The 13,407-nt window shown below is 62.9% G+C and carries 10 protein-coding genes and 1 tRNA gene; 7 read left to right on the forward strand and 4 right to left on the reverse strand.

The window, feature by feature from the left end:
- The first annotated feature begins 118 nt into the window (after positions 1-118).
- Positions 119-2,212 (forward strand): molybdopterin-containing oxidoreductase family protein, encoded by a 2,094-nt coding sequence (locus MQW79_RS00790; protein WP_476586247.1) that lies wholly within the window; start codon positions 119-121, stop codon positions 2,210-2,212.
- Between the two features lie 184 nt (positions 2,213-2,396).
- On the opposite strand, the gene MQW79_RS00795 is transcribed toward MQW79_RS00790, so the two are convergent.
- Complete coding sequence (locus MQW79_RS00795) at positions 2,397-3,164, reverse strand: sulfite exporter TauE/SafE family protein (RefSeq protein WP_476586248.1); 768 nt, start codon at positions 3,162-3,164, stop codon at positions 2,397-2,399.
- Positions 3,165-3,454: 290 nt separating this feature from the next.
- Here MQW79_RS00795 and MQW79_RS00800 point away from each other — a divergent pair, with 290 nt between their 5' ends.
- Positions 3,455-3,895, forward strand: a complete 441-nt coding sequence (locus MQW79_RS00800) for a glyoxalase superfamily protein (RefSeq protein WP_476586249.1) — start codon at positions 3,455-3,457, stop codon at positions 3,893-3,895.
- A gap of 34 nt (positions 3,896-3,929) precedes the next feature.
- On the opposite strand, the gene MQW79_RS00805 is transcribed toward MQW79_RS00800, so the two are convergent.
- A complete protein-coding gene (locus tag MQW79_RS00805; protein ID WP_476586250.1) occupies positions 3,930-4,472 on the reverse strand; it encodes a DUF2147 domain-containing protein in 543 nt (180 codons plus the stop codon).
- Between the two features lie 224 nt (positions 4,473-4,696).
- On the opposite strand from MQW79_RS00805, the gene MQW79_RS00810 reads away from it, so the two are divergent.
- Positions 4,697-4,786 (forward strand) — tRNA-Ser (locus MQW79_RS00810).
- A gap of 172 nt (positions 4,787-4,958) precedes the next feature.
- Here the strand turns inward: MQW79_RS00810 and MQW79_RS00815 are convergent.
- Positions 4,959-5,222: a hypothetical protein gene (locus tag MQW79_RS00815; RefSeq protein ID WP_476586252.1), complete on the reverse strand. Its 264-nt coding sequence runs from the start codon at positions 5,220-5,222 to the stop codon at positions 4,959-4,961.
- A gap of 971 nt (positions 5,223-6,193) precedes the next feature.
- On the opposite strand from MQW79_RS00815, the gene MQW79_RS00820 reads away from it, so the two are divergent.
- Genes MQW79_RS00820 through MQW79_RS00830 form a run of 3 tightly spaced genes read left to right on the forward strand, consistent with a single transcriptional unit; the run spans position 6,194 to position 10,938 of the window.
- Positions 6,194-6,622 (forward strand): GbsR/MarR family transcriptional regulator, encoded by a 429-nt coding sequence (locus MQW79_RS00820; RefSeq protein WP_476586253.1) that lies wholly within the window; start codon positions 6,194-6,196, stop codon positions 6,620-6,622.
- Positions 6,619-7,815: an efflux RND transporter periplasmic adaptor subunit gene (locus MQW79_RS00825; protein WP_476586254.1), complete on the forward strand. Its 1,197-nt coding sequence runs from the start codon at positions 6,619-6,621 to the stop codon at positions 7,813-7,815. The genes MQW79_RS00820 and MQW79_RS00825 overlap by 4 nt, the downstream gene beginning before the upstream one ends.
- Before the next feature lie 3 nt (positions 7,816-7,818).
- Complete coding sequence (locus MQW79_RS00830; protein ID WP_476586255.1) at positions 7,819-10,938, forward strand: efflux RND transporter permease subunit; 3,120 nt, start codon at positions 7,819-7,821, stop codon at positions 10,936-10,938.
- A gap of 68 nt (positions 10,939-11,006) precedes the next feature.
- Here the strand turns inward: MQW79_RS00830 and MQW79_RS00835 are convergent, their stop codons facing one another.
- A complete protein-coding gene (locus tag MQW79_RS00835; protein ID WP_476586256.1) occupies positions 11,007-11,810 on the reverse strand; it encodes a helix-turn-helix domain-containing protein in 804 nt (267 codons plus the stop codon).
- A 223-nt stretch (positions 11,811-12,033) separates the two neighbouring features.
- On the opposite strand from MQW79_RS00835, the gene melA reads away from it, so the two are divergent.
- Positions 12,034-13,401 (forward strand): alpha-galactosidase, encoded by a 1,368-nt coding sequence (gene melA / locus MQW79_RS00840; RefSeq protein ID WP_476586257.1) that lies wholly within the window; start codon positions 12,034-12,036, stop codon positions 13,399-13,401.
- Positions 13,402-13,407 lie beyond the last annotated feature (6 nt).

Raw genomic sequence — 13,407 nt, forward strand, 5'->3', positions numbered from 1 at the left:
TCCCCCTTCTTCAGGGGAGGTTAGGTGGGGTTCTTCCAACTTCCATCACCGCCTCTGATTCGATCCATAAAAACAATGCGATTGTCCCGGTGGCAGGGTGGGGCGTATTCTGCCGCGCATGAACGCCCCGATCGCCCAGCGCACCATCCGCTCCGTTTGCCCGCATGACTGCCCCTCGGTCTGCGCGCTTGATGTCGACATTCTAGCCGATGGCACGATTGGCCGCGTCCGTGGCGCCAAGGACGACCCCTACACGGCCGGCGTGATCTGCGAAAAGGTCGCCCGCTATGCCGAGCGCATCCACCATCCCGAGCGTTTGCTGCACCCCATGCGTCGTACTGGCCCGAAGGGCTCGGGCCAGTGGCAACAGATCTCCTGGGATGAAGCGCTGGATGAAATCGCCGCCCGCTTCCAGGCAGTGGAAGAGGAGCACGGTCCGGAATCGGTGTGGCCCTATTTCTATGCCGGCACCATGGGCCATGTGCATCGCGACGGCATTGAGCGCCTGCGCGCAGTTCGCGGCTACTCCCATCAATACGACACGATCTGCGTCGGCCTCTCCTGGCCCGGCTATATCGCCGGCACCGGCTATCTGGGCGGGGTCAATCCCGAGCAGATGGCCGAGGCCGATTGCGTCGTCATCTGGGGCACCAATGCCGTGCACACCCAGGTCAACGTCATGACCCACGCCATGAAGGCCCGCAAGACGCGCGGTGCCAAGGTCGTGGTCATCGACATCTATCGCAACGCCACCATGGACCAGGCCGATATGGGCCTCGTCCTGCGCCCCGGTACCGACGGCGCGCTGGCCGTCGCCACCATGCATGTCCTCCTGCGCGATGGCCTCGCCGACCGCGCCTATATGGCCAAGTTCACCGACTTCTCGCCCGAGTTCGAAGCCCATCTTGCGACGCGCACACCCGAATGGGCCTCCGAAATCACCGGCCTGCCGGTCGCCGAAATTGAAGCCTTCGCCCATCTCGTCGGCAGGACGCCCAAAACCTTCTTCCGCCTCGGCTATGGATTTTCGCGCCAGCGCAATGGCGCGCCCTCTGTCCATGCAGCGCTCTCCATTCCCGCCATGACCGGGGCCTGGCAACATCGCGGCGGCGGCGCCTTCCATTCCAATTCCGGCACCTGGGCGCTCGACAAGTCACGCCTTGAAGGAACGCATCTGCAAAAGGGCACGCCGCGTCTGCTCGACATGTCCGAGATCGGCCCCATCCTCACCGGCGATGCCAAGGCCCTGCAGGGTGGTGCGCCGGTCCATGCCATGATTGTCCAGAACACCAATCCGGCATCGGTGGCCCCGCATCAGGCGCTGGTGCGCCAGGGGCTTCTGCGCGATGACCTCTTCGTCGTCGTCCATGAGCAGTTCATGACCGAAACGGCCGAATTGGCCGATATTGTCCTGCCCGCCACCATGTTCCTCGAACACAACGACTACTACACCCGCGGCGGCCATACCCGTGTGCTCTACGGCCCTGCGGTCGTCGACGCCCCCGGCGAAACGCGATCCAACCACGACGTCATCAACGCCATCGCCTTGCGGCTGGGTAGCGACGATCCGGTGTTCCACAGCAGCGACCGCGACGTGGTCGCCGAGACCTTTGCCCGCTCCAGCTATCCTACGCTCGAAGAGGTCGAAAAGACCGGCTTTGTCGATCGCGAACGCCCCGACGACGTGGCTCGTTTCGCCACTGGCTTCGGCTGGCCCGATGGCCGCTTCCGTTTCGCGCCCAACTGGCAGGATGTGGCCGGCCGCAAGGGCTACCGCTGGGTCTGCGACCCGACCATCATGCCGCGCTTTGCCGATCACTGGGCCGTCAACGAGGCCGCGGACGATATTCATCCGTTCAAGCTGGCCACCAGTCCTGCACGTGCCTTCCTGAACTCCTCGTTCAACCAGACCCCTGGCAGCCTCAGGCGTGAGGGCGAGCCATCCGTCTTCATTCACCCCGAGGACGCCGTGCGCCTTGGCATTGTCCACGGCGATCCGGTCGTGGTTGGCAATCTCAGGGGCCAGGTCGAACTGACCGCCTTCCTCCACACCGGCCTGCGCACCGGCGTGCTGATCGCCGAGGGCCTGCATCGCAACAAGGCCCATCGCGGCGGCAAGGGCATCAACATGCTCACCAGCGCCGAACCGGCGCCCCCCTTCGGCGGCGCCCCGTTCCACGATGCTGCGGTGTGGATCAGGAAGTCGAAATAGGCCCGGGCACAGCCAATCCCACGGCGCCGCCCTCGGACTTGATCCGAGGGCCACCCTCAACGTCAGCGAATGTCGGCAATGGTCCTCGGGTCAAGCCCGAGGACGGCACGGGGTGCGTTGGAGCGAGTTGCCCACACCATCGTCATTGCCCGGCTTGACCGGGCAATCCATCTCTCCATGTGCTCTAGGCGAAATACGCCGTCCAGAAGAAATACCCCGTCATCCCGATGCCATAGACGATCACGCCCAGGCGGATCCAGTTGCTGGGGATGAATTTCGCCAGCCGCGCCGCCGCATAGCCGCCAATGGTGACCCCGACCAGCGCGATCGAGCCGTGATACCAGTCGATCGTGCCGTTGAAGGCGAAGCGCGCCACCGCCACCAGCGCCACCACCGACGAGATATAGAGCTTCAGCCCGTTCATGGCGTGGATGTCAGTCATTCCGGCCATGGCGAGGAAGGCCAGCAGCAATATGCCGAGCCCGGCATTGAAAAACCCGCCATAGAGGCAAACGGCCGCGAGCAGCAGCAGGATCAGCACTGCCCCAAGCGCCTTCATGCCGCGCTTTCCGCCGCTCCGCGCCCGCAGGGCGGCGTTGATCTGGTTGCCGAACACGAACAGCGCCACCGCAAAGGCCATCAGCCAGGGCACGACCCTGGAAAACAGTTCGTCTGAAACGACCAACAGCAGTTCCGCACCCGCATAGCCGAACATGGCCGCGACAATGCCATAGATGATCAGCTTGTCCTTGTAGGCACGCATGGCGCCCCAATAGCCCACCGCGCCGCTGACATAGCCGGGCAGGGCCGCATAGGTGTTCGAGGCATTGGCCAGCACGGGCGGCACGCCGGCAAACAGCAGCGCCGGAAAGACGATGAACGAGCCCCCACCGGCCAGCGAGTTGACCGCGCCGCCCAGAAGGCCCGCCACGAACAACAGAATCTCGGTCATTGTCCCCCCAAACGTCTTGAAGTCTTTTCAGCCTCCTAGCGCCCAAACGCCGATCCGCCTAACGCAATTGTCTGATCGACCCATCACCCGGTTTGATCGACCGGTCTTGACTTGCCGTGGCGGCAGGCGCATTTACCCCCTCGGTTGCTGGCGCCTGCCGCCCGCGGATCGCAAGATCCATGGTGAAGTCCAGCCTATGAGACGATGATCCCTTCGGTTTTTCTCCCAAGGCGCATCATGGCAATGCGGGCTCCCATGGAACAGTCGCCTCCATTTGGAGAGACCCGATCATGTCTTTTTCTCTCGATACCCCTTCCGCCCAGACTCTGAAGTCCGAAGCGAAATCCCTGCGCGAAGCGCGCGCCGCATCAGGCCAGCCAATGACCCACAGCGAAGCCCTTGAAGTGGTCGCCAGGTCGCACGGCTATCGCGATTGGAACACCGCCCGTGCGGCTCTGCCCGATCGCATCGCCGTGCCCTTCCAGGTCGGCATGCGCGTCAAGGGCTTCTACCTCGAACAACCCTTTACCGGGCTGTTGATCGGGGTGCAGCTGGCCCACAACATGCAGGCCTATACCGTGACCATCCAGTTCGACGAGCCGGTCAATGTCACGCCCACCTTCATGTTCGCCGCCTATCGCCACCGCGTGGTGTCGACGGTCGACATCAACGGCATCTCGCCCGCCCTCAGGGGCAATGGCGAACCACAGATGCGCCTCATGCGAGCGTGAAAAAAGGGCTCCTTCGGGAGCCCTTCCAACAGTCCTATTGCGCCGAGGCGGTGTCTGCGGCCGCCTCCGTGCGCAGCCTGGCCTCCAGCTCTTCGGCCGGAACCCGGGTCCAGTCCTCGCCACGGCAGATCACGTTGAACAGCACGCAGCCATTGAGGCGCAGCGTGTCCGGCCCCAGCATTTCGAGATAGCCCGAATAGGTTTTGCCGTCCTCGGGGTTGTAGATGTCGCCATCGAAGACGAGGGGCTTGTCGCCCGCCTTCATGGTCATGATCTGCAGGCCCAGCATCGGGCGATTGCGCAGCGCCGGGTCCTCGTTGCGGTAGTCGAAGAACTGGTCGGGCGTCATCGCTGCCGCCGCTTCCGCCTCTGCGCCACTGAGCATGCCCTCGGGCACCACGATATGCGACAGGGTCCCGCAGAAGCCATCGGGGCAGGGGGCAATCGTCACTTCGGACAGCAACTGGGTGCGCCACACCCCTTCCACCGGCGAAAGCGGAGCCGCCGCATCCTGTGCCGTAGCCATTCCGGTCATCGCCATCAGCAGCGCCGCTGCGCCCACGATTGTCTGTCTCACGCCACGCGTGCTCGCCATGAGTATATGCCTCTTGCTAGATTCGGAGTCGCCGCACGACTCGTCCGGGCCCGGTCGCCCATCGATTTGGCGGGACATTATTTCCGATTACCAACGAAATTGCGGCAAAGCGGACCAACTTCCTTCCACAGGCTGCAAGCCCTTGGGACTGCCCGGACAAAAACCACTTGCCTTCCCCCAAGGCTCCCGCTAGACCCGACCGCGCCGGAGAGGTGGCCGAGTGGTCGAAGGCACACCCCTGCTAAGGGTGCAGATCGGGAACGGTCTCGAGGGTTCGAATCCCTTCCTCTCCGCCACTTTCCTTGAGATCATTTTGTTTTTTGTCGTTTCAACGGTCGCCATAACCGTGGAAAGCCCCGTGTGCCACGCCTTGAGGGCGGTTCAGCCGCAACGCCGGCCGCGCGCCTTCCGCCGTGCCAAAGCGCCAAAACAGATGAAACGATACCCCACGGTACGGCCTTACCGATCTCAGGAATATCCCGTGCTTGTGTCGTGCTCGCGATCGGCAGACAAAGCGATCTCGATGTCGGCCAGCGAGACGGGATATGCGCTGGTGGTGCCACCCCCGACCACCATGAGTCGGCATGAGGTCCGATGGGCATCCCAAGACACGTCTATGGGAATTTCGTCGATAACGAGATCAAATGAACCCGGTTCGAACGGCTCGACGATGCCGGCCAGACGGAACGGGTGCTTGAACGTAACTCGCCTGATTGTGCTGTGTTGGTTCATGCCACATCTGCACGTGGGGGCAACGCCACTTGCCCTAACGCCACACCGGCGGGTGTAATCCGCAGCAAGTCGTCATGCCGCTCCGCCAGTCCACGAGACACAAGAAAGAAAACTGCGCCCTCGTCCTCGGTACCGAACAGGGCTTTCAAGGACACAGGGCCCTCGTTAATCTTGCGCAAGAGCCCATACGAATAGGTCGGTATATACTCTCCACGGACAGGGTCACTCGCGTCTCCCGCGCGCCGCCTGACGGATGGTCGCATTAGGTCCGACGCTTCGTGGGTGAAGCAGAGCGCTTCGAGCCAGGAGGCGACATTGGTCGGGATTTCCGTATCGCCCGTGGCCCAACTGTCCACAAGTTCGCGGTCAATCTCCAGGCACCGGGCCAGTGTTCCCGGCGCCCAACGAATGGTTTCGAGGCAAGTCTGAAGTCGCTCCGCGTTCATCGTGACCGCCCCCGATTGCCTACAGGATACTCCTCCGAAAAGTGGAGCTCACGGACAGCTATGCCAACGTGTTGGGCCTCGTCTGTTTCCACCAGTGGGCAGCGCCTAGCTGGAACATTGAAATCGGTCATGATCTTCTCCTGGGGAACACGCGCAATCGAGCGGCGCGAGGCGCAACGTTCCTTGTCCAGGGATACGGGAAAGTGACCGAAGCCAAAGGCGTATGAAACGCATGCTTGAAGCCTATCCCGCAAAGGCGACTTATCTAAGGCCCGCATCGAAGGCTGCGGAGACCCAAACCTGAGGCACTAGCGCCGAGCCCGCTGATGCTGGTGTTGAGCAGTGGCCGCCGAGCTTGCGCAGCACGGTGGCGAAAAATTTCTCCCGCTTCCCTTCATTGCACCGGCACCCACCTGCGCCAAAATACCGCCATTTACTTCGTTCAATACGTTCAGTATGCGCTGAATGACAAAGGTAGGTGCCGGTTTGAGCGCGACGTCGCGGTTCATAGAAGAAATGGGGCTGATGGCCCAGGAGCGCGGGGAATCCAGGATTTCCGGACGCATCCTTGGCCTGCTCACCGTCGAGGGCCGTGAGCTCAATCTCCAGCAAATCAGCGAGCGGCTGGCTATCAGCCGGGCGAGCGCCAGCACCAATGCGCGCGATCTGGCACGAAAGGGCATGCTCAAGCTGCGCACCCATGCCGGCGACCGGCAGGATTACTACGAGCTTGTGGGCCTGTCGTCGCGGGACGTGGTGGGCGATCTCGCCGACCAGATTTTGCGGCAGGCCAGGATCATCAAGGATTGTGTCGAGGAGATGCAGGCCGAAGATCCGGACGCAGCTCGGCGGGCGGCGGTGTTCCAGAGCTTCCTGGAAAAATCTTCTGACATTTTGGCACACTGGGCGACCACGCTCGGCGAAGCGGACGACAATGAAGAGGACGAGAAATGACCAACGCCCATGAGAAGCCCGAATGGGCCCAGAGCCGTCGCGAAAAGGAAAACGCGGCGCGCGTGGCCCAGGGGCTCAAGCCCAGGCGTCGGATCATGCCATGGATCGTCCTCGCAGTCATAGTCATCGCTGTCGTGGCTTTGGTCTTCATGCGACCGCCGGAAGCGCCGGTGACCGAAGTGGCCGAAACCGGCCCCGTCGTCATGCAGCTCCGCCAGTCCGAGACCATGACCATGGCGCCCGCGACCCTGCGCGAGACGGTCAAGGTCACCGGCACCCTTGTACCCGCCCGCCAGTCCGATGTCGCTTCGCAGGCCTCCGGCCGCGTCATGGCCGTCGTGGTTCGCCCCGGTGATGTAGTCAGCGAAGGCGACGTGCTCGCCCAGATCGATCGCGCAACCCTTGAGCTGCAACTCAACCAGCAGCGCGCCACGGCCGATGCCACCCGCGCCCAGCTCACCTCGTCCGAGCAGACCCTTGAGCGTACCGAAGAGCTGGCCCGCCAGGGCCTTGCCAGCCCCTCGACGCTCGAACAGGCCCGTTCCGGCACCGAGGCGCTGCGCGCCAACCTGACTGCGCTCGAGAGCGCCGTGGCCTCGGCCGAGCTGGCCTTGAGCAATGCCACCGTCAAGGCGCCGCTCGATGGCATCGTGTCGTCGCGCTCCGTCGATGCGGGCCAGACCATTTCGGCCGGCACGCCGCTCTTCACCATCGTCAATCTCGAGGAGATGGAGTTCGACGCGACCGCTTCGGTTACTTCGAGCGCGCGCGTGGCTAGCGGTCAGCCGACCGCGATCACCGTGGCCGGCATTGATGGTCAGGTCTTTGAAGGCACTGTGACCCGGGTCAATCCGGTCTCCCTCAGCGGCACCCGCACCGTCCCGATCTATATTGAACTTGGCAATTCCGAGGGACTGCTGCGTGGTGGCATGTTTGCCACGGGCCACATCACCGTCACCCAGAAGGATGGCGCCATTGCTGTTCCCGCCGCCGCGCTTCAGGAGGATGCCGAAGGCAATTTCGTCCTCAAGCTGGTCGATGGCGTTCTGGAGCGCCAGGGCATTGAACTGGTCCAGGAATGGGAACGCGGCCGTCTGGTCGAAGTGACCGGCCTTGAGCCTGGCGATGTCGTCGTGTCCGCTCCGCTGTCCGAACTGGCGGCCGGGGACAGCTACACTCTCGTGGAGGGCTGATCCTTGTTTCTGACCCGCATCAGCGTCAATCACCCGGTCTTTGCCACCATGATCATGGTGGCGATCATGGTGTTTGGCATTTACTCCTATCAGCGTCTTCCCATCGAGCAGTTGCCCGACATCGACCTGCCGGTGGTTGCCGTCGTCGTCAGCTACCCGGGCGCGTCGCCGGAGGCAGTAGAGGCCGACGTGATCGAGCCCATCGAAGATGCCGTCAACACCATTGCCGGCCTGGACACCATCCAGTCTACCGCCCAGGCGGGTCAGGCCATGGTGATCATGATGTTCAGCATGGACTCCGATTCCCAGCAGATGGCCATGGAAGTGCGCGACAAGCTCGATCCCGTCCGTGCAGGCCTCCCCGATGGGGCAGGCGATCCACGCGTTCTGCGTTTCGACCCAAGCGCCCTTCCCATCCTGTCGCTGGCCGTCAGTTCCGACACGCTTTCCGATCGCGACCTGACTGTTCTCACCGAGGACATCATTGCCCGCCGCATCTCCAATATCGACGGCGTCGGCAGTGCGACCGTCGTCGGCGGGGTGCCGCGCCAGCTCAATATTGAGGTCGATCCCGATCGCCTCGCCGCCTTCAACATCAGCCCCGGCGCCGTCGTGTCGGCCCTGCAGGCTGCCAACAAGGATCTTGCCGCGGGCTCCATCACCCAGGACAGCATCGTCCAGTCGATCCAGGTTCTGGGGCGCCTCGAGGACGAGCAGGATTTTTATGATGTGACGGTCGGCAATCAGGGTGGCCAGCCGGTCACGCTGCGCGACGTCGCGACCATCGTCGATGGTACCGGCGAGGCGGCAAGTCTTGCCATCCTCAACGGCCAGCGCGCGCTCGCCGTCGACATCCTCAAGACCCAGGGCGCCAATACGGTCGGCGTGGCTGAAGACATTCGCCATACCATCGATCAGCTCATGGCGAGCGAACTGCCCGAAGGCGTCGATATCCAGGTCGTGGTCGACAATGCCAAGCCGGTGGAGGATTCCTTCCACGCGGTCCAGAACATGCTGATCGAGGGCGCACTGCTTGCCGTTGTCATCGTGTTCCTCTTCCTCAATTCCTGGCGCTCGACCGTGATCACGGGTCTGACCCTGCCGATTTCCATCATCGGCACCATGATCGCACTCAACTTCCTGGGCTTCACGCTCAACATGATGACGCTTCTGGCGCTGTCGCTGGCCGTCGGTATCCTCATCGACGACGCAATCGTGGTGCGCGAGAACATCACGCGTCACCTGCATATGGGCAAATCCCACCGTCAGGCGGCCCTGGATGGCACCAACGAGATCGGCCTCGCCGTCATGGCGACGACGCTCTCCATCGTCGCCGTCTTCCTTCCCGTGGCCTTCATGGACGGCATCATGGGGCGGTTCTTCCTGCAGTTCGGCGTTACCGTTTCGGTCGCCGTGCTCATCTCGCTCTTCGTGGCCTTCACGCTCGACCCGATGATGTCGAGCGTCTGGTACGATCCGGCCTCCAATCCCAACGTTAGGCGCGGGCCCATCGGCCGGCTGGTCGAGCAGTTCGACCGGCTGTTCAACTGGATCACCGAAGGCTATCGCGGCCTCATCCGCTGGGGCCTGAAGTTCCGCAAAACTGTCCTCTCCATCGCGCTCCTCTCCTTCGTCGGTAGCTTCATGCTGTTCCCGATGGTGGGCGTTGAATTCATCCCGGTCACCGACACCGGCAGCTTCTCGGTTACGGTCGAAACCCCGGCCGGCTCCTCCAAGGAAGCCACGGCGGGCAAGCTCTATCAGGCCGAAACCGTCATCGACGCTTTCCCGGAGGTCGAAACCGTCTATTCGACCGTGGGTGGCGGCGCGGCCGCCGCGGGCGCCAACTCGGGCACTATGACAGTTACCCTCGTGGACAAAGGCGAGCGTTCAGTCACCCCACAGGAGCTCATGCCGCGCGTTCGGCAGGCTCTCGAGGCTATCCCCGGCGCCCGGTTCCAGGTGTCGGCAGCATCGGGCCTTGGCGGCTCGGCTGCGCCGGTCTCGGTGACACTCTATGGCGACAGCTTTGAAGTTCTCGAGCGTCTGTCCGACACCCTTGAAGCCAAACTGGCGGAGATTCCGGGCCTGATCGACATCAGCTCCAGTCTCGACGAAGCCCAGCCCGTGGTCGGCATCCGGATCAACCGCGACCTCGCGGACAACCTGGGTATTTCCATGAACCAGATTGCCGCCACCCTTTCGCCGCTCATCGCGGGCCAGGATGTCGCCGACTGGACCGCGCAGAATGGCCAGGTCTTTTCCGTGGTCGTCCGCCTTCCGGAGGCTCTGCGGAACGATGCGACGGCCTTGGGAAACCTGCCCATCGCCCAGTCCGGCGCCACCGGGTCCAGCGAGATGGTCACGCTCGGCCAGGTGGCCGAGGTGGTCGAAAGCGTCGGTCCGGCGACCATCAACCGCCAGGACTTGCAGCGCGGCGTCACCATCGAGGCCCACCTGGAGGGTGTAGAGCTGGGTACGGTGACGCCGGCATTGCAGGAGGCCGTGGCTTCGCTCGATCTGCCCACCGGCTACCGCACGTCCTTTGGCGGCGATGTCGAACAGATCGCCGAAACCTTCGGTGCCGTTGGCTCCGCCCTGCTGCTGGCCGTCATCTTCATCTATCTGGTGCTGGCCAGCCAGTTCGGCAGTTTCCTGCAGCCGCTGGCCATCATGGGTTCGCTGCCGCTGGCCCTGATCGGCGTCATGGTCGGCCTGCTAGTGGGTGGATCGACACTCAATATGTTCTCGGCAATCGGCTTCATCATGCTGATGGGCCTCGTGGTGAAGAACGCCATCCTGCTCGTGGACAACGCCAACCAGCATGTCCGGGAAGGCTGGAACCTCTATGAGGCCCTGGTCGAAGCCGGGGCGACCCGCTTCCGCCCGATCATCATGACAACCCTCGCCATGATCTTCGGCATGCTGCCACTGGCCCTCAACCTGCATGGCGGCAGCGGCGAGAATGCGCCCATGGCCCACGCGGTCATCGGTGGCCTCATCAGCTCCACCGCGCTCACCCTGCTCGTGGTGCCGGTTCTGCTGACCTATATCGACCAGTTCGTGGCCAAGACGCGGCGCTTCCTGCCGAAATCGCCCGACGACGTCGAGCACGCACACTGAATGAAAACGGGCCCGTTCAAAAAATGCGAACGGGCCCGTTCATCTCAGGGGTCCAGAGCCCCGGCCGGTCAGGCAATGGTCTCCTTGCGCAGCTGGCTCGGCGTCATCCCATAGGCCTTGCGGAAGTGCTCGTGGAACTGCGTCTGCGACCCGAACCCGGCCTCCAGCGCCACATTGGCAACCGACAGATTACCGTCAAAGAGCAGGGACCTTGCCCGGATAAGTCTCATCCGCACAACGAATTTCTGGATCGAGATATGCATGATCTTGGCAAAGAGATCGGCCGCATAATTGGGATGCAGCCCGACCACTTTGGCGATGTCCTCGGCCGTCAGCGGGTCTGTGATGTTCTCCACGATATGCCGCACCATCCGCACCACATGCCGCGTCGGCGCCGCCGTTCTGGTCCGCATGCCCGCCTTCTCGAGCCAGGCAGGAAGCAAGGTTTCCCAACCACTCAGCGCCGCCCGCCGGAACATCGTGCCGATTTCGGCGCGCACCAGGTCGGTGCGTATGGCGCTGCCGCTACGGTAGTCCGCATGCCAGCGCTCGAGCATGTCGAGCCCTGCACAGTCAGGCGTCAGCTGGATGACGCCGCCCCCCATCAGCGTCTCGGTCAGCCGCCCGAGCTGTGGCATTTCGAGGAAGGCATCCATGGGCAGATAGATGTTGATCTGCCGGGCGCCCCCGACATCCCTGAGCCCGGTTGTCTGGTGCGGAATGCCGGCCCAGAAGGCTACCAACCGGCTGACGCTGACACTGAATGGATGGCCATCAAGCACATAGTCCATGCTGCCCTGTGTGAGCCAGTTGAACTCGATATGCCCGTGGCTATGCGGCTCCGTCATGATCTGCGGCCGGAACGATCGCATGCCGAACCGTCCAAAGGCCTTTCCTGACGCATAGAAGCTGCGATCCGGCCGGGAAATGGGTCGCGGTGCCGCCTTGCGTTCTGATGCTCTGTTGGCAGATCCGTCCACTGCATAACCTGAGAAAGCCGGAAGAACAGGATCATATTCCGGATTGAAAGAGGGCAGGCAAGTCGTAATCTCGCGCCCAACATATGCCGCTCACTGCGGTCGGAGGAATTCTGCCATGGCCAACCCAAAAATCACCTTCATCGGCGCCGGCTCATCGGTGTTCATGAAGAATATTGTCGGCGACATCCTGCACCGCCCGGCGCTGGCCGGCGCCGAGATCCGGCTCATGGATATCAATCCGCAGCGCCTCGAGGAGAGCGCGATCATCGCCGGCAAGCTGGTGAAAACCCTTGGCGCCGCTGCGACGGTAAAGACCTATGCCAACCAGCGCGAAGCGCTCGACGGCACCAATTTCGTCGTCGTCTGCTTCCAGATCGGCGGCTACGAGCCTTCGACGGTCATCGATTTCGACATCCCGAAGAAGTACAATCTGCGCCAGACCATTGCCGATACGCTCGGCGTCGGCGGCATCATGCGCGGCCTGCGCACCGTCCCGCATCTGTGGAGCATCTGCGAGGACATGCTCGCCGTCGCGCCCGATGCCATCATGCTGCAATACGTCAACCCCATGGCCATCAACACCTGGGCCATCGCGGAAAAATATCCCACCATCAAGCAAGTCGGCCTCTGCCATTCGGTGCAGGGCACGGCCCATGAGCTGGCGCACGATCTGGGCATTCCCTATGAGGAAATCCGCTATCGCTCGGCCGGCATCAACCACATGGCCTTCTACCTCAAGTTCGAGCACCGCCAGCCCGACGGCACCTACAAGGATCTCTATCCCGAGCTGCATCGCGCCTATCGCGAGGGCAGGGCGCCCAAGCCCGGCTGGAACCCGCGCTGCCCAAATAAGGTGCGCTATGAGATGATGACGCGCCTGGGTTATTTCGTCACCGAAAGCTCCGAGCACTTCGCCGAATACACGCCCTACTTCATCAAGGAGGGCCGCGAGGACCTGATCGAGAAATACGGCATTCCGCTCGACGAATATCCCAAGCGCTGCGTCGAGCAGATCGAGGGCTGGAAGAAGACCTCCGAGCAGTACCGTACTGCCGAGACGATCACCGTGAAGCCGTCGAAGGAATACGCCTCCTCCATCGTCAACTCGGTCTGGACCGGCGAGCCCTCGGTCATCTACGGCAACCTGAGGAATAACGGCGTCATCACCTCGCTGCCCGATGCAGCGGCAGTAGAGGTGCCGTGCCTCGTCGATGACAATGGCCTCCAGCCCACCTTCATCGGCGACCTGCCGCCCCAGCTGACCGCACTCATCCGTACCAATATCAACGTGCAGGAGCTGACGGTCCGGGCGCTGATCGACGAGAACCGCGATCACATCTACCACGCCGCCATGATGGACCCGCACACGGCGGCCGAGCTCGATCTCGACCAGATATGGACCCTCGTCGACGACCTGCTGGTCGCCCATGGCGACATGCTGCCCGAATGGGCGCGCGGCGCGCGTAAGCAACGCGTGGCGTAACCACCA

It is taken from the genome of Devosia sp. Micro-HW1 (genome assembly GCF_056341075.1).